Source organism: Streptomyces sp. NPDC001852 (assembly GCF_042891825.1).
Classification (GTDB): Bacteria; Actinomycetota; Actinomycetes; order Streptomycetales; family Streptomycetaceae; genus Streptomyces.
The window spans coordinates 121,272-137,852 of the sequence record NZ_JBIATN010000028.1; the positions used below are offsets into that span (position 1 = coordinate 121,272).

At 68.4% G+C, this 16,581-nt stretch carries 13 protein-coding genes and 2 pseudogenes; 12 read left to right on the forward strand and 3 right to left on the reverse strand.

The features are described from left to right. Positions 1-186: 186 nt before the first annotated feature. From ACFYZB_RS36120 to ACFYZB_RS36155, 8 genes and pseudogenes are all read left to right on the forward strand, one after another. Positions 187-1,836, forward strand: a complete 1,650-nt coding sequence (locus ACFYZB_RS36120; protein WP_388765725.1) for a M4 family metallopeptidase — start codon at positions 187-189, stop codon at positions 1,834-1,836. Positions 1,837-1,906: 70 nt separating this feature from the next. After that, positions 1,907-2,428: a DUF1990 domain-containing protein gene (locus ACFYZB_RS36125; protein WP_351212648.1), complete on the forward strand. Its 522-nt coding sequence runs from the start codon at positions 1,907-1,909 to the stop codon at positions 2,426-2,428. After that, positions 2,425-2,772 (forward strand): hypothetical protein, encoded by a 348-nt coding sequence (locus ACFYZB_RS36130; RefSeq protein ID WP_388765727.1) that lies wholly within the window; start codon positions 2,425-2,427, stop codon positions 2,770-2,772. The genes ACFYZB_RS36125 and ACFYZB_RS36130 overlap by 4 nt, the downstream gene beginning before the upstream one ends. Positions 2,773-2,865: 93 nt before the next feature. Beyond that, positions 2,866-3,423 (forward strand): hypothetical protein, encoded by a 558-nt coding sequence (locus ACFYZB_RS36135; RefSeq protein WP_388765729.1) that lies wholly within the window; start codon positions 2,866-2,868, stop codon positions 3,421-3,423. After that, the gene (locus ACFYZB_RS36140) at positions 3,420-4,067 is read left to right on the forward strand and encodes a hypothetical protein (protein ID WP_388765732.1); all 648 of its coding nucleotides are present in this window, start codon (positions 3,420-3,422) and stop codon (positions 4,065-4,067) included. The genes ACFYZB_RS36135 and ACFYZB_RS36140 overlap by 4 nt, the downstream gene beginning before the upstream one ends. After that, positions 4,067-5,458: pseudogene (locus ACFYZB_RS36145) on the forward strand (putative T7SS-secreted protein); the annotation flags it as partial. The gene ACFYZB_RS36140 and the pseudogene ACFYZB_RS36145, both read left to right, overlap by 1 nt. 235 nt (positions 5,459-5,693) lie before the next feature. Next, positions 5,694-7,382: pseudogene (locus tag ACFYZB_RS36150) on the forward strand (polymorphic toxin type 28 domain-containing protein); the annotation flags it as partial. A 23-nt stretch (positions 7,383-7,405) separates the two neighbouring features. Then, positions 7,406-7,825 (forward strand): contact-dependent growth inhibition system immunity protein, encoded by a 420-nt coding sequence (locus ACFYZB_RS36155; RefSeq protein WP_388765734.1) that lies wholly within the window; start codon positions 7,406-7,408, stop codon positions 7,823-7,825. Between the two features lie 254 nt (positions 7,826-8,079). Here ACFYZB_RS36155 and ACFYZB_RS36160 read toward each other — a convergent pair whose 3' ends face one another. Beyond that, a complete protein-coding gene (locus tag ACFYZB_RS36160; RefSeq protein ID WP_388765735.1) occupies positions 8,080-8,964 on the reverse strand; it encodes a hypothetical protein in 885 nt (294 codons plus the stop codon). A 32-nt stretch (positions 8,965-8,996) separates the two neighbouring features. After that, positions 8,997-9,416, reverse strand: coding sequence for an ATP-binding protein (locus ACFYZB_RS36165; RefSeq protein ID WP_388765736.1), 420 nt, complete (start codon positions 9,414-9,416; stop codon positions 8,997-8,999). Between the two features lie 181 nt (positions 9,417-9,597). Here ACFYZB_RS36165 and ACFYZB_RS36170 point away from each other — a divergent pair, with 181 nt between their 5' ends. Together ACFYZB_RS36170 and ACFYZB_RS36175 are read left to right on the forward strand one after the other, a co-directional pair. After that, positions 9,598-10,431: a helix-turn-helix domain-containing protein gene (locus tag ACFYZB_RS36170; protein WP_388765737.1), complete on the forward strand. Its 834-nt coding sequence runs from the start codon at positions 9,598-9,600 to the stop codon at positions 10,429-10,431. An 8-nt stretch (positions 10,432-10,439) separates the two neighbouring features. Beyond that, positions 10,440-10,616 carry a DUF397 domain-containing protein gene (locus ACFYZB_RS36175; protein ID WP_388765739.1) on the forward strand — a complete coding sequence of 59 codons (177 nt, stop codon included), beginning with the start codon at positions 10,440-10,442 and terminating at the stop codon, positions 10,614-10,616. A gap of 9 nt (positions 10,617-10,625) precedes the next feature. Here the strand turns inward: ACFYZB_RS36175 and ACFYZB_RS36180 are convergent, their stop codons facing one another. Then, the gene (locus ACFYZB_RS36180; protein WP_388765741.1) at positions 10,626-13,244 is read right to left on the reverse strand and encodes a glycosyltransferase family 1 protein; all 2,619 of its coding nucleotides are present in this window, start codon (positions 13,242-13,244) and stop codon (positions 10,626-10,628) included. A gap of 330 nt (positions 13,245-13,574) precedes the next feature. On the opposite strand from ACFYZB_RS36180, the gene ACFYZB_RS36185 reads away from it, so the two are divergent. Together ACFYZB_RS36185 and ACFYZB_RS36190 are read left to right on the forward strand one after the other, a co-directional pair. After that, a complete protein-coding gene (locus ACFYZB_RS36185) occupies positions 13,575-15,722 on the forward strand; it encodes an alpha-1,4-glucan--maltose-1-phosphate maltosyltransferase (protein WP_388765743.1) in 2,148 nt (715 codons plus the stop codon). Beyond that, positions 15,719-16,581, forward strand: an 863-nt coding sequence (locus tag ACFYZB_RS36190; RefSeq protein WP_388765745.1) for an alpha-amylase family glycosyl hydrolase, incomplete at its 3' end; no start/stop codon positions are given. The genes ACFYZB_RS36185 and ACFYZB_RS36190, both read left to right, overlap by 4 nt.

The following is a 16,581-nucleotide window of genomic DNA, read 5'->3' on the forward strand; positions in this document are numbered from 1 at the left end:
TCGGACGGCGCCGGTTAACACACGCGCAACGTTTCCCGGACAGTTGATTTCCGGCCAACATCACTTCAGGGTCCTGACATGTACGCGCCCCCGATGTCACTCTTCCCTCACCCGTCGCAGAGCTTCACCCCACCTCTCCGGCCAGTAACCCCACGCTGACCGGACTCCCCACGAGAAGGAGCTTGCGTGACCCCCCTCTACACGCGTCACAAGCGCGCCACTCTGGTCATCGCCACCGCCGTCGCCGCCGGAGCCCTGCTCTCCACCGGTCTGACCACCACCGCGACGGCCGCCGGCAAGAGCAGCGCGACCCTCGCCGCCGCGCCCGCCGCGCTGTCCGACTCGGCCCGCATGTCCCTGATACAGAAGGCGCAGGCCGACGCCACGCAGACCGCGCGGCAACTGGGCCTCGGCGCCAAGGAGAAGCTGGTCGTCAAGGACGTCGTCAAGGACGCCGACGGCACCGTCCACACCCGCTACGAGCGCACCTACGCCGGCCTTCCGGTGCTCGGCGGCGACCTGGTCGTCCACACCGCCAAGTCGGGCAGAACCGAGGGCGTCACCAAGGCGACCGGGGCGACCATCAAGGTGGCCTCGCTCAAGCCGCAGATCAGCGCCGCCAAGGCCGAGAAGCAGGCGGTGTCCGCCGCCAAGACCCTCGGCTCCGCGAAGTCCGCCGCGGACGGCGCCCGCAAGGTGATCTGGGCCGGCTCCGGCAAGCCCGTCCTCGCCTACGAGACGGTCGTCGGCGGCCTGCAGGACGACGGCACCCCGAACCAGCTGCACGTCATCACCGACGCCGCCACCGGCAAGAAGCTCTTCGAGTACCAGGGCATCGAGAACGCGACCGGCACCGGCAAGACCCTGTACTCGGGCACCGTCAGCCTCACCACCACGCAGTCGGGCTCGTCGTACAACCTGACCGACGCCTCCCGCGGCGGTCACAAGACCTACAACCTGGCCCGCAAGACGTCCGGCAAGGGCACCTTGGTCAGCAACTCGACCAACACCTTCGGCACCGGCACCGCCTCCACGTCCTCCTCCGACCAGACCGCCGCCGCCGACGCCGCGTACGGCGCACAGGAGACCTGGGACTTCTACAAGAGCACGTTCGGCCGCAGCGGCATCAAGAACGACGGCGTCGGCGCCTACTCGCGCGTCCACTACGGCAGCAACTACGTCAACGCGTTCTGGGACGACAGCTGCTTCTGCATGACGTACGGCGACGGCTCCGGCAACGCCGACCCGCTGACCTCGCTCGACGTCGCCGGCCACGAGATGAGCCACGGCGTCACCGCGAACACGGCGGGCCTGGACTACTCGGGAGAGTCGGGCGGCCTGAACGAGGCCACGTCGGACATCATGGGCACCGGCGTGGAGTTCTTCGCCAACAATCCCTCCGACCCCGGTGACTACCTCATCGGCGAGAAGATCAACATCAATGGCGACGGCACCCCGCTGCGCTACATGGACAAGCCCAGCAAGGACGGCGGCAGCGCCGACTACTGGTCCTCGTCGGTGGGCAACCTGGACGTCCACTACTCCTCGGGCGTCGCGAACCACTTCTTCTACCTCCTGTCGGAGGGCAGCGGTTCGAAGACGATCAACGGGGTGACGTACAACTCCCCGACGTACAACGGCTCCACGGTCACCGGCATCGGCCGCGCCAAGGCGCTGCAGATCTGGTACAAGGCGCTGACGACGTACTTCACGTCGACGACGGACTACAAGGCGGCCCGCACGGGCACGCTGAGCGCGGCGTCGGCGCTGTACGGCTCCAGCAGCACCGAGTACAAGGCGGTGGCCGCGGCCTGGTCGGCGGTCAACGTCAGCTGACACACGCGTGGCCGAGGAGGGCGGCACCCGGAAGACAGAGCTTCCGGGTGCCGCCCTACCCTTGTGACCCATGTCCTCGGCGCCCTTCACCTACGAGCCGGTCGGCGCGACCCGCGACGACCTGACGTACTGCCCGCCCGGCTTCCACCCGATGCTCGTCCGCACCCGCCTCGGCGAGGGCAACAAGCTCTTCCACCGCGCGGCCGAGGCGGTCCTCACCTGGGAGATGCACCGCGCCCTGGGCGTGGGCATCGACGCCGGCGCGGACAGAGCCGCGGAGGGCGTCGACGTCACGGTCACCCTGGCAGGTGTCATCAAGGCCCCCTGCCGCATCCTCTGGACGGTGGACGAACCCCGCCGCGCCGGCTGGGCCTACGGCACCCTGGAGGGCCACCCCGAATCCGGCGAGGAGGCCTTCGTGGTCGACCGCACCGGCGACGGCACGGTCTGGCTGACGGTGGCGGCCTTCAGCAAGGCGGCCAAGTGGTACGCGAAGGCGGGCGGCCCGGCGACCCGTGGCCTGCAGCACGCGTACGCCCGCCGCTGCGGAACGGTCCTGCGCAGGCTGTGCGAGGGACTGTCCGAGGCATGAGAACCATCACCCGTACGGCCCTCCTCGTCCCCGTGACGACGGCCCTCGCCGCTGTACTCCTCGTCGCCCGCATCGCCTGGGACTCCGACACCTTCCAGAACTGCCGCTATCTGGGCCCCTCGACGCGCATGTACGTCACCTCGTGGACCGGCCTGGCCTGCGCCCTCACCTCCCTCCTGATGTTCGTCATCCTGCCCCGCACCGAACGGCGCGGCCTGGCGGCGATGTTCGCGCTCCTCGCCCTGCTGCTGACACCGGTGCTGCTCGCGACGGTCTACTGGCTGTACGCCCCGGACCCGGCCGGCGGTGACGACTGCGCGGGGCTGCACCTGCTCGCGGGGTAGCCCGGCCCACCGGGGTCGGAATTCGGTCGACCTGCCCGAGGACTCACGGTTCCGCGTTGCGATGCTCAATGTGCTGATGTGATGATCCGAGGCATGTTCGAATTGGGGGGCGATGCCGAACCGTCGGCGCGAATACGCAGGTCACAGCTGTACGACTATGTGGACCTGCCCCGCACTGGGCGGCAGGAGACGGCCGGGCCGGAGGCACCCGAGGGCGCGGGTTTGCGTGAGCAGGCAGCGGCCTCAACTGATGCCATTGATGCCGTCGAGCGCAGGCGCCGCGAATTCGCCGTGCTGCTGGGCGAGTTCCGCCGCACGGCCGTACTCGTCCCTCTCGACGCGGAGAACAGCGCGCTGCTGACGGCCGACTTCGGCGGCGTGCGCTGGATCTACGCCTTCTCCAACGAGCACGCCCTGGCCCGTTTCGCGCTCACCCGCGGCGAGTCCGAGCGGGAGTGGGCGTACCAGCGGTGGCTCGGGGCGCGGCTGCTGGATGCGGCGGTTCCGGCGGTGGGGGTGCCGTGCGGGGTGGCGCTGGATGTGGGCAGCGAGGGCGAGGGGGCGCTGTTCCCGCCGGTACGCGGGATCGTGCCGGACGAGGCGGCGGTGGACGTCGAAACGGAAACTGCGGTAACGGGGGACGTGACGTGACTGACCAGCGCTGGGACTTGAGAACGGAAGGCCTGGCGTTGATCGCCAAGGGCCTGACCGACGCGCTGGGTGAGCTGAAGGAACTCGGCATGATCGGCGAGGCCGGCGCCGGGCGTGGGTTCAACGAGCTCGTCCTGTCCGGATTGGAGCTGGGTCACGAGGGACTGACCGGCGATTTCAAGTCTTTCTGCGACCGCTGGGAGTGGGGTGTGCGGTCGCTGATCAACGAGGGCAACAACTTCGCGCTCGAGACGAATCTGGCGGCCGGTACGTACTACGAGACCGATCAGTATGTCAGCGGCGCGTTGAAGGTCGGCGCGAACTCCCTGGTGGGCGACCCGCACGCCTCCGAGGCAGACGTGGAGAAGATGAGCTGGGGCCAGTGGGCCAACAGCACCGAGAACGCCTACCTGCACCCGGACTACAGCAAGAAGTCCTTCGAGGACGCCTGGGCCAACAGCAAACAGAACTTGGAGGACGCCGGCCGGGACGTGGCGACCTCGCAGATGCTGGGGCCGCTGAGCCCGGGCCCCGAGACCTTCGGCATGTCGAAATCCGAGTACGCCAAGTTCCTTGACGACGCCTTCGGCCCCTCCCCCGAGGCCCGTGCCCAGGCAGCCGGGCAGCAGGAGGGTGAGGGCTGATGGGACTCGGCGACGCGACCAACGCGCTGCTGGGCGGCGCGGAGCACCTCTGGGACAAGGGCAAGAAGAAGCTCGGCGAGGGCATCGACTACGTCACGGACGAAGTCGGCAAGGGCCTGGACCACGTCGGGCTGCACAAGTGGGCGGACGAAGTCGAGGACTGGGGCGACGGACTCGCCTCGGACCTCTGCGCCACCCCCGGGGAACAACAGCTGGGCCAGACTGAGGAAGCCAACGAACTTGTCCACGGCAGCCCGGCGAAGATCCGCGAGAGCGCCAAACACCTGCGCGACTTCTACAGCGCCTTCGACAAGGTCGGCCAGGGCCTGAAGAAGGTCGACTCCTCCGGATGGCAGGGCGAGGGCGGCGACGCCTTCCGCAAGAAGTTCGGCGTCCACCCCACCAAGTGGGTACAGGCTGCCGAGGCCTGCCACACGGCAGCGGGCGCCCTGGAGTCGTACGCCGACACCGTCACCTGGGCACAAGGCCAGGCCAAGGAAGCCGTCGCGCTCTACAAGAAGGGCGTCAAGGCGTCCAAGGACGCGGTCGACACGTACAACAAGCAGGTCGACGCCTACAACGCCAAGGTGAAGGCCAACGAGGAACCTGGCCCGAAGCCCGGCCCGTTCCACGACCCGGGCAAGGCGGACATCAAGGAGGCCGTGCACAAGCTGGCCGCGGCCCGCAAGCAGCGCAACACCGCCGCCACCGAAGCCCAGGGCAAGGTGAAGGCGGCATTGGCCCACGCGCCCGCCGAGCCCCCGCCGCTGAAGCGCCTCGGCAACGACTTCACCGACGGCATGAAGGCGGCGAACACCGAACTCACGCACGTCGTCGGGGGTGTGGTCAAGGGCACGGCCGGCCTGATCGGCTTCGTCCGCAGCGTGGACCCCTTCGACCCGTACAACCTCACGCACCCCGCCGAGTACCTCCAGGGCCTCAGCATGACCCTGTCCGGACTCACCTCCACGGCCATGCATCCCGACCGCGCGCTGAAGGACATGTGGGACGAGGCACGCAAGGACCCGTCGGAGTTCGGCGGCCGCGCGATCCCTCAGTTGTTCCTCGGCGACGGCGCCGGAATGGAGGTCGGCCTGACCCGGGACGCGGCGGAGGCCGCGGCGCGGGGAGAGGCACGGGCGGGGGCGGAAGGCGCGGGCAAAGCAACGGCCCGGGACAAGGTCAACGAGGACCCGCCCCAGCACTCGCATGACGGGAGCAGCACGGAGGGCTGCGGCGACCCGGTCAACGTAGCCACCGGCAAGATGTACCTGCCACAGATCGACGTCACCCTCCCCGGCGTACTACCGCTTGCCCTGACCCGGCGGGTGGAGTCGGGCTACCGTCTGGGCCGCTGGTTCGGCCCGTCCTGGTCCTCCACCCTGGACCAGCGTCTGGAGATCGACGCGGAGGGAGTCGTCTACGTCACGGAGGACGGCCTGCTCCTGTCGTACCCCCACCCCGCACCCGGCGTGCCCACCTTGGCGAGCCACGGCCCGCGCCTCCCCCTGGACCGGGTGGACGGCGGCTACACCGTCACCGACCCCCGCACCGGCCGGGTGCGGCACTTCGCCGACCGGGGCACCGACCTGGCGGTCCTGGAGCAGATAGACGACTGCAACGGCAACGGACCAACTGGCGCAGGCCGTAGGCCCGGACGGCACGACCCTGACGCTGCTGCGCGACCGCTACGGCCGCCTGCTCTCGGAGACGGTCGACGGTCGCACGCTGAAATACACGTACGACACCCTGGGCCGCCGCACAGGCCGCACGACCCCGACCGGAGCCGCCACCACCTGGTCCTACGACGCAGCAGGCCAGCGTACAAACATGGTGGTTTCGGGCCGAGCGATCGACTTCACGTACGACGTGGCAGGCCGCGAACTGTCACGTCGCATCGGCGAATCGATCTCACTCGAACACACCTTCGACGCACTCGGTCGTACGATCAGCCAGTCAGTGACCGGCGCGCAGGGCCGCATGGTCCAGCACAGGGCATACACCTACCGCGCCGACGGCAACGTGATCGGCATCGAGGACCACCTGTCCGGCGCCCGCCGCTTCGACCTGGACGCGACGGGCCGCGTGACGGCGGTCCACGCAGCGAACTGGACGGAACGGTACGCCTACGACGAGGCAGGCAACCAGACCCAGGCCACCTGGCCGACGGACCACCCGGGCCAGGAGGCGACCGGTCCACGCACGTATGCGGGCACCCGCATCACCCGAGCCGGCAACATCCGCTACGAACACGACGTCCTGGGCCGCGTCACCCTCCGCCAGAAGACCCGCCTGTCCCATGGGCCGTACACCTGGCGCTACGCATGGGACGCCGAGGACCGCCTGACCTCGGTGACGACTCCCGACGGCACCCGCTGGCGCTACACCTACGACCCCTTGGGCCGCCGCATGGCAAAGCTCCGCCTGGCGGAGGACGGCGAAACAGTCGTGGAACGGGTGGACTTCACCTGGGACGGCACCACCCTCTGCGAACAGACGACAACCTCTCCGGGCCTCCCCAACCCGGTCACCCTCACCTGGGACCACCAGGGGCTACGCCCTCTGGCTCAAACGGAACGCATAACGGCAGCGGACGCCCCGCAGCACGAGGTCGATTCACGCTTCTTCGCCATCGTCACCGACCTGGTCGGCACCCCGAACGAACTCGTCGATGAACAGGGCGAGATAGCCTGGCGCACCCGAAGTGCCCTGTGGGGCACGACAGCGTGGGCGGCGAACAGCACGACCTACACCCCCCTACGCTTCCCGGGACAGTACTACGACCCCGAGACGGGCCTGCACTACAACTACTTCCGCCATTACGACCCCGAAAGCGCCCGATACCTCAGCCCTGACCCTCTCGGACTCGAACCCGCCCTCAATCCCGTCGCCTACGTTCGCAATCCCTACAAATGGGCCGACCCACTGGGTCTCGCCCCGCAGGCATGCCGTTCGTTGGGTTTGTCGCCAGCCGCACAGCGGGCTATCGATAAATTTGAAAATATAAAGAAGGACCCACTCGGCGATGTGAACTCGCAGCCGAAGCACAACCACTATGATGCCGCCCGACGAGAGGCAAACGGGGAAGTGGTTGCCCGAAAAGCTGACGGAACCCCCTTCGATCACATAGCAGAGCTGAAGCAGGCGCGAGATGGCCTCGACCGGGTAAGGAGAGTCCTTGAACGCGAGATGGACGTTCTGCCGGAAACGCTGACTGATCGAGGCATCGACGTATTGATAGCCAAGCACAAGGAGGTAATTAGAGAACTTGACCGCCTCAACGGCTTCCTGCATTCGATCGGCCATCGCGCGTAAACTCGCCAGAGAATGGATATTTCATGCTGTCGCGTTCTGTCGATAGAAACAGGTCCATTGAAGAGCTAGAGAGACATCGATGGCCCGATCCGCCGCCGGACAGTACGCCTCTGGTGCGCAGTGTCCATGAGCTGAGGCGGCGGGCTATCAAGGATTTGACCGTGGAAGATCTCCGCCGACTGGTTTCCCAGGATGTCGGCCTTCCATGGCTGCTTCCAGTTGCCCTGGACTTCCTACGCGAAACGGCGCCCAATGAAGTAGAGACCGGCTGGTACGACGACGACCTGCTCTCAGCGGTGTTGACTCGCAGTGAGGAGGTATGGAGGGAAGATCCGCGACTTGCAATTCATCTTGACGAGACGGTGCGTATACTCACTGACCTTTCTCCATACATTCGGCGGGAAGTAGACGCCTTTCGAGCGACCTTGGCAGACGTACTGTAAAGGTCGAAGCGAAGCAAGAACCAAGCGAGAGCCGTCCGCCCCACAGCCGACGGAAGCAAGTCGGCGCCCTCGGGGCCCGTACCGGTGCAAGCCACCGCTCTCCCAGGCCGCTTGCTCGCTTCTACACCGTGCTGGAGTGAGGTGGGTCAAGGGTGCCCCGGAGGGCCATCGCCGGAGGCGACGCGGAGCGCCCTTGACGCATTTCCCGGAGGCACGACGCTGACGGGGAAGCGAGTGACCCAACGGCCACGTGCTCACTCGTCGGCGAACAACTCCGTCGCGTCCGTGGCGTGCACGGCTCGCTGGGCCCATGCCTCCAGTTGGTCCAGGTCCGTGCACGCCTCGACTCGCTCGCGGACGGAGTCGGGTACCGGGATACGGCGCCAATCCAGAATCTGAAGGAGCATCTGCTGGCTCCTCTCAATTCGACCCTGTTCGCGGCCTTCCTCGCGTACCTGTTCGGCCAGGGGGTGTCGCCAGAAGTACTGGATCGCCGTCATCAAATCCCTCCACATCTGCTTCGCCTGGGGGTCGGTCAGGCAGGAGTCGACAAACTGCACGAAGACTGCGGCCGTGTCCGGGTCGATGGTCCGCAGGGCGGCGGCCAGGGATTCCAGTATGGCCGGAGCCTGCGGGCCACGCCCGTGTGTCATGGCCGAGAGCACCGCAAGGGGGACGTCCTTCTCGGCCTGCCGCTCGTCCGCGATCACCGGCACGTTGTCCGGGCCCAGCACGAGGGGCCGTACCGTCAGCGACTCCCAGCCCGGGAAGCCGAGCCGGATCGGACGGCACGCCCACTTGGCCGTACTACTGCTCTGGGTGACGACGATCAGCACCGGCTCGCAGCGGTACTTCTCGTACAGGTAGCTCAGGTAGTACGGCCAGCTGCCCCGCTTGCGCTCGTCCACCTTCCCCTGCGACTCCACCACCAGCAGATACGTGCCCTCGTCCGTCTCCGCCCGCAGCAGCGTGTCCACCCGGCGCTCGACCGGTTCGATCTCCGTGAGGTCCACGTTCAGCGCGGCGATCTCCCGCGGTTCGGGGAAGGGCACGTGCAGGACCTTCTGTAACGCCTTCGTCAGCAGCGTCGGATCCTTCTGGAAGATCCGGTGCAACGCCTCATGCGACGAGCCGACCATCAGCTCTCCTTTCCATCGCCGTGATCAACGAGCTACGCCGCCGCAAGTTCGCACCACACGTACTTCCCCCGGTCCCCGAACCGGGCCGTCGGCTGCCACCCCCAGTACTCCGCGCACGCCTTCACCAGGCCCAGGCCTCTTCCGTCCTCCAGCTCCGCCATCTGCTCCAGCGGACGCGGAGGGTCCGGCGGCGCGGGGTCGGTGTCCCATGCCCCGATCCACACCATGCCCTCCGGGGTACGGCGGACCCTGAGCGCGGCCGGCCCCTTGGTGTGCCGTACGGCGTTGGAGACCAGCTCCGCCGCCAGCAGCTCCGCCGTGTCCACCAGGCCGATCAGGCCATGCACGGTCAGGATCAGGCGCAGGGTGCGGCGACAGACGGTCACGGCTCTGAGGTCGTTCGGGATGTAGAGGGTGTAGTCCCAGGTCTCGATGGGCTCGTTTTCGGGCATGCGTCATCAACTCCGGTCGATGAGTGGGGATTTCGCGCGCGGTGGCAATGCCGCAGCCGTCATGGCAGGACGGAGCGGTGCGCTTCCGCTGTGTGCGCGTCGCGTCACCGACCGTAGAGGTAACGTGTAACCCGCAGCAAGCCGATCACGCGATCTGCCACCGAAAGAGAAGGATCAACTCATGGTTCAGAGGCCGGAACCAACAGCACGGCAGGTGCGCCTGGGGGTCGAACTGCGCAGGCTCCGCGAGGCGGCCGGGCTCACGGCCATCCAGTCAGCGGCGCTGCTCGGGGCGAACAGGGTCCAGATCAGCCACATCGAATCGGGACTCAGAGGAGTGAGCGAGGAGCGACTGCGTCGACTGGCCTCCCACTACGCCTGTACGGATGCGGAGTTCATCGACGCGCTGGTCGAGATGGCCACGGACAGAACGCGGGGTTGGTGGGAGGAGTACCGGGGCCTGCTGCCCACGTCGTTCCTGGACCTGTCCGAGCTGGAGCACCACGCCCGGTTCCTGCGCCACGTGGCAATCCTGTACGTGCCGGGCCTGCTGCAGACGGAGGACTATGCCCGTGCCGTCTTCTCGTCGAGATTGCCCGAACTCACCGAAGAGGAACTTGAGTTGCGCATCCGGCACCGCAAGGAGCGCCAGAGGATCACCATCCCGTACGAGGCCCTGGTCCATGAGGCGGCGCTTCGCATCAGGGTCAGCGACCGCTCCACCTCGAAGGCCCAGCTCACCCGGCTTCTTGAGCTCTCCGAAGCCGATCACGTCACCTTGCGCGTCATCCCGTTCGACCTGGACGGTTTTGCCGCGTCGAGCGGGATGACGTACGCCGGCAGCTCCCTGCCCCAGCTGGACACAGTGGTGCGGGACGCGCCGCATGGCGCAGTCTTCATCGATGCCGAGGCCCAGCTCAACATCTATCGAACGCGCTTCCGTATGGTGGAGGCCGTATCACTCGGACCGGTCGAGTCCCGTGACTTCATCCACCGACTGGCAAAGGAGCTGTGAGGCATCCCATGGACACCTGGCGGAAGTCTTCCTACTCGGGCGAGGGCGACGGCAACGAGTGCGTGGAGATTGCCAACTCCCGCACCCACATAGCCATCCGCGACTCCAAGGACCCGGCCGTCGGCACCCTCACCCTCCCGGCCGGATCCTTCGCCCTCTTCATCGAAGCCCTGAAGAAGGGCTGAGCCCGCGGCCTACCGCAGCAACACTCCCGCCCCCTCCACCCCCTCCTCCGAAGGCACAGCCACCAGTCCCAGCTCGGCGGCGGAGGCCAGCAGGCGGTGGCTCGGGAGGATGCGGACCGTGTAGCCGTAGGGGCCGGTGCGGTCGAGGGCGAGGGGGCCCTCGTACAGCTGCCGGCCCTCCAGATCCGGGGCACCGGCCGGCTTCAGCGGGACCACCGTCGCGTCCGTGATGCGGTCCTCCGCGTCCACCCGGCCCGACACCGCCTGCACCTCGACGTCGTCCGGCACGAGATCACCCAGGCCGACGCGCACCCGCAGCCCCACCGTCGTGCCCAACTCCGCCGTCGCCGTCGTCACCGTCGTCTCCACGTGGTCGACACTCACCCCGGGCCACGCCGCCCGCACCCTCGCCTTCCAGGCGGCCAGATCGCCCGCCGCCTCCGGGGTCAGCGCGCGGTGGGCCTGGGCTGCGGGGACGTAGAGGCGGTCGACGTACTCGCGGACCATGCGGCCGGCCAGCACCTTGGGGCCGAGCAGGGTGAGGGTCTGGCGGACCATCTGGATCCAGCGGTCGGGGAGGCCTGCGCGGCCCCGCTCGTAGAAGCGCGGGGTCACCCGTTGTTCCAGCAGGTCGTACAGCGCCGCCGCCTCGATGTCGTCGCGGCGGTCGGTGTCCGTGGCCGCACCGTCCGCCGTGGGGATGGACCAGCCGAAGTCCGGCTGGAACCATTCGTCCCACCAGCCGTCGAGGACGGAGAGGTTCAGGCAGCCGTTGAGTGCCGCCTTCATGCCGCTCGTGCCGCACGCCTCCAGGGGGCGCAAGGGGTTGTTCAGCCAGACGTCGCAGCCGGGGTAGAGCTTCTGCGCCATCGCCATGCCGTAGTCGGGGAGGAAGACGATGCGGTGGCGGACCCGGGGGTCGTCGGCGAAGCGGACCAGTTCCTGGACGAGGCGCTTGCCGCTGTCGTCCGCCGGGTGCGCCTTGCCCGCGACGACGATCTGGATGGGGCGCTCGGTGTGCAGCAACAGCTCCATCAGGCGGTCCCGGTCCCGCAGCATCAGCGTCAGGCGCTTGTACGACGGGACCCTGCGCGCGAAACCGATCGTCAGGACGTCGGGGTCGAGTACCCCTTCGATCCAGCCCAACTCGGCGTCTCCCGAGCCCCGTTGGCGCCACGACGCCCGCAGTCGCTCCCGCACCTCCAGCACCAGCTGTTCGCGCAGGGTGCGGCGCAGCTCCCAGATCTCCTGGTCCGCGATGTCGGCGACGGAGTCCCAGCGGTCGGTGCCGCCGACGGTCAGCGCGTCCTCGGCGCGCTCCGAGCCGACCTGCCGGGCGCCCAGCCGCAGCACCTCCGGGGCCACCCAGGTCGGCGCGTGCACGCCGTTGGTCACGGAGGTGATCGGCACCTCCTCGGGGTCGAATCCCGGCCACAGGCCCGCGAACATCTCCCGGCTGACCTGCCCGTGCAGCAGCGACACCCCGTTGGCCCGCTGGGCCAGCCTGAGCCCCATCACGGCCATGTTGAACAGGTTCGGCTCGCCACCCGGGTACGTCTCCATACCGAGGGTCAGAATCCGCTGCACGTCGATGCCCGGGAGCTCGGCGTCCGCCCCGAAGTGCCGGCCGACCAGTTCCCGGTCGAAGCGGTCGATGCCGGCCGGGACGGGAGTGTGGGTCGTGAAGACCGTGCCCGCGCGCACCGCCTCCAGAGAGGAGTCGAAGTCAAGGCCCCGCTCGCACAGTTCGGCGATCCGCTCCAGGCCGAGGAAGCCCGCGTGGCCCTCGTTGGTGTGGAACACCTCCGGTGCCGGGTGCCCGGTGAGGCGGCAGTACGTCCGCACCGCCCGCACACCTCCTATGCCGAGCAGCATCTCCTGCAGCAGCCGGTGCTCGCTGCCGCCGCCGTAGAGCCGGTCGGTCACCCCGCGTTCGCCGAGGTCGTTCTCCTCCACGTCCGAGTCCAGGAGCAGCAGTGGCACCCGGCCCACCTGGGCCAGCCAGATCCGGGCGCGCAGTGCCCTGCCGCCGGGCAGCGCGAGGGAGACCTGTGCCAGGGTGCCGTCGGCCTCCTTCAGCCGGGTGAGGGGCAGCTCGTTGGGGTCGAGCACCGGGTAGTGCTCCTGCTGCCAGCCGTCGCGGGAGAGGGTCTGCCGGAAGTACCCGTGCCGGTAGAGCAGTCCTACACCGATCAGGGGGACGCCGAGATCGCTGGCCGCCTTCAGGTGGTCCCCGGCCAGGATGCCGAGGCCGCCGGAGTACTGGGGCAGTGCGGCCGTGATGCCGAACTCCGGGGAGAAGTAGGCGACGGCGGCGGGCATGCCGTCCGCCTGGGTCTGGTACCAGCGGTCGCCGGTCAGATAGTCGTCGAGGTCGTCCGCGACCGCGGAGAGGCGGCGCAGGAACCGCCGGTCCCCGGCCAGCTCGGCCAGCCGCGCCGGCCGCACCCGGCCCAGTGTCCGCACCGGGTCACCCCCGGCCGCGGCCCATGCCTCGGGGTCGACGGACTGGAACAGATCGCGCGTTTCCGCATGCCAGGACCAGCGCAGATTGCGCGCCAGGTCGCTCAGCGGCCGGAGGGGTTCGGGGAGAACGGGACGGACGGTGAACCGACGGATCGCCTTCACACTGCCACCTCGGACGCGTTACGGGGGAGACGCACGGCGCTGTGCGTCTCGTCGTCAACCTCGACGGTAGTGGTTACCCGGGGGTCGGTGGGGAGGCGCCCGACGGGGTGTCGGGGGCGTCAGGAGGCGGCGCGCGGGCATCCGGAAAAAGGGGGCCGGTCTTGTGGGTGGACATACGCGGGAGTAGTTAACAAAGTTCCGGATTGCCCACCCGAACAGGGTGGGAAGGCTCCTCCGGTACGGCCCCACAGGCGTCCCACGGCACCTCCGCAGGACCCACCTCCCCACATCCATCCGCCCACACCCACGTTGACGCGGACAGGAGCGGTCATGCCCGCCACGCACCACTCGTCATCACCACCGACAAGCAGCAAGGCCAAGTCAGCAGCAAGGAAAAATCCGGGCAAGAAAGTCGCGAGGCCCGCCGATGTGCCCGGCCCCCCGGCGGACTCCGGAACAACCACTCTCGGCCGCATCCCCGTCCTCGACGTGCGCCCCGTGGTCCAGCACGGGCGCAGGCCCGCCAAGGCGGTGACCGGTGAGTCGTTCGAGGTGTCCGCCACCGTCTTCCGGGAGGGTCACGACGCCGTCGCGGCGAACGTGGTGCTGCGCGACCCGGCCGGCCGGCCCGGACCGTGGACGCCGATGCGCGAACTCGCCCCGGGCACCGACCGCTGGGGCGCCACCGTCACCGCGGGCGAGCCCGGCCGCTGGACCTACACGGTGGAGGCCTGGTCCGACCCCGTCGCCACCTGGCAGCACCACGCCGGCATCAAGATCCCTGCGGGCATCGACACCGAACTGGTGCTGGAGGAGGGGGCCCGGCTGTACGAGCGGGCGGCCGACGGGGTCCCGGAACGGCAACGGCCGGTCGTGCGGAAAGCCGTGGCGGCCCTGCGGAACGAGAACCGCCCCGCCGCCTGGCGCCTCGCGGCGGCACTGGCACCGGAGGTGCGGGACCTCCTGGCCCGCCACCCGCTGCGGGAGCTGGTCACCGCCTCCGATCCCCTGCCGCTGCTGGTGGAGCGGGAGCGGGCCCTGTACGGGTCCTGGTACGAGTTCTTCCCGCGCTCCGAGGGCACCCCGCAACACCCGCACGGCACCTTCCGCACGGCCGCGCGCCGGCTGGAGGCGATCGCGGAGATGGGCTTCGACGTCGTCTACCTTCCGCCCGTCCACCCCATCGGCACGACGTTCCGCAAGGGGCCCAACAACACGCTCACCGCCGGGCCGGACGATGTCGGCGTGCCGTGGGCGATCGGGTCTCCCGAGGGCGGGCACGACGCCGTCCACCCGGATCTCGGCACGATCGAGGACTTCGACCACTTCGTCGGCGAGGCGCGGAAGCTGGGCCTGGAAATCGCCCTCGACTTCGCGCTCCAGTGCTCACCGGACCATCCGTGGGTGCAGAAGCACCCCGAGTGGTTCCATCACCGGCCGGACGGCACGATCGCGTACGCCGAGAACCCGCCGAAGAAGTACCAGGACATCTATCCGATTGCCTTTGACGCGGACATGGACGGCCTGGTCGCCGAGACCGTACGGATCCTGCGGCACTGGATGGACCACGGCGTGCGCATCTTCCGCGTCGACAACCCGCACACCAAGCCCGTGGTCTTCTGGGAGCGGGTGATAGCGGACATCAACGCGTCCGACCCCGACGTGATCTTCCTGGCCGAGGCCTTCACCCGCCCGGCGATGATGCACACCCTGGCCCAGATCGGCTTCCAGCAGTCGTACACCTACTTCACCTGGCGCAACAGCAAGCAGGAACTCACCGAATATGCCAGCGAGTTGGCCGGTGAGGCGGCGGCCTACATGCGGCCGAACTTCTTCGCCAACACCCCGGACATCCTGCACGCCTACCTCCAGCACGGCGGCCGCCCGGCCTTCGAGGTGCGGGCCGTGCTCGCCGCGACCCTCTCCCCTACCTGGGGCATCTACAGCGGCTACGAACTGTGCGAGAACACCCCGCTCAGGGAGGGCAGCGAGGAGTACCTCGACTCGGAGAAGTACCAGCTCAGGCAGCGGGACTGGGAGGCGGCCGCGCGCGAGGGCCGCACCATCGCGCCGCTCGTCACCCGGCTCAACGAGATCCGACGGCAGAACCCAGCTCTGCGCCGGCTGCGCGATCTCCACTTCCACCACGCCGACAAGGACGCGGTGATCGCCTACTCGAAGCGGAGCGGGTCGAACACGGTTCTGGTGGTCGCCAACCTCGACCCCCACCACACCCAGGAGGCCACGGTCTCGTTGGACATGCCGCAACTCGGCCTGGACTGGCACGAGTCCGTGCCGGTGCGCGACGAGCTCACCGGCGAGACCTATCACTGGGGCAGGGCCAACTATGTGCGACTCGGGCCCGGTGGCGCGCATGTGCTCGCCGTCGGCCGGGGGTCCGGGGGTTGCCCCCCGGGTGAACACAGCACCGTCCTGCGACCGTCCAACCCGCAGATCGGAGGGTCACCCACAATATGATCGTCAATGAGCCCGTCCCGGACACCTTCGAGAACACGCCCGCGAGGGACCGGGATCCGGAGTGGTTCAAGCGAGCGGTCTTCTACGAGGTCCTGGTCCGCTCCTTCCAGGACAGCAACGGCGACGGCATCGGCGACCTGAAGGGCCTGACCGCCAAGCTCGACTATCTGCAGTGGCTCGGCGTGGACTGCCTGTGGCTGCCGCCGTTCTTCAAGTCCCCGCTCAGGGACGGCGGTTACGACGTCTCCGACTACACCGCCGTACTGCCCGACTTCGGTGACCTCGCCGACTTCGTGGAGTTCGTGGACGCCGCCCACCAGCGCGGCATGCGCGTGATCATCGACTTCGTCATGAACCACACCAGCGACCAGCACCCGTGGTTCCAGGAGTCGAGGCGCGATCCGGACGGTCCGTACGGGGACTACTACGTCTGGGCCGACGACGACAAGCAGTTCCCCGGGGCCCGGATCATCTTCGTCGACACCGAGGCCTCCAACTGGACGTACGACCCGGTACGCAAGCAGTACTACTGGCACCGCTTCTTCTCGCACCAGCCGGACCTCAACTACGAGAACCCGGCGGTGCAGGAGGAGATGATCTCCGCGCTGAAGTTCTGGCTGGATCTCGGCATCGACGGGTTCCGGCTGGACGCGGTGCCGTACCTGTACCAGCAGGAGGGCACCAACTGCGAGAACCTGCCGGCGACGCACGAGTTCCTGAGGCGGGTGCGCAAGGAGATCGACACCCAGTACCCGGACAAGGTGCTGCTGGCGGAGGCCAACCAGTGGCCGGAGGACGTCGTCGACTACTTCGGGGACTACTCCTCCGGCGGCGACGAGTGCCACATGGCGTTCCACTT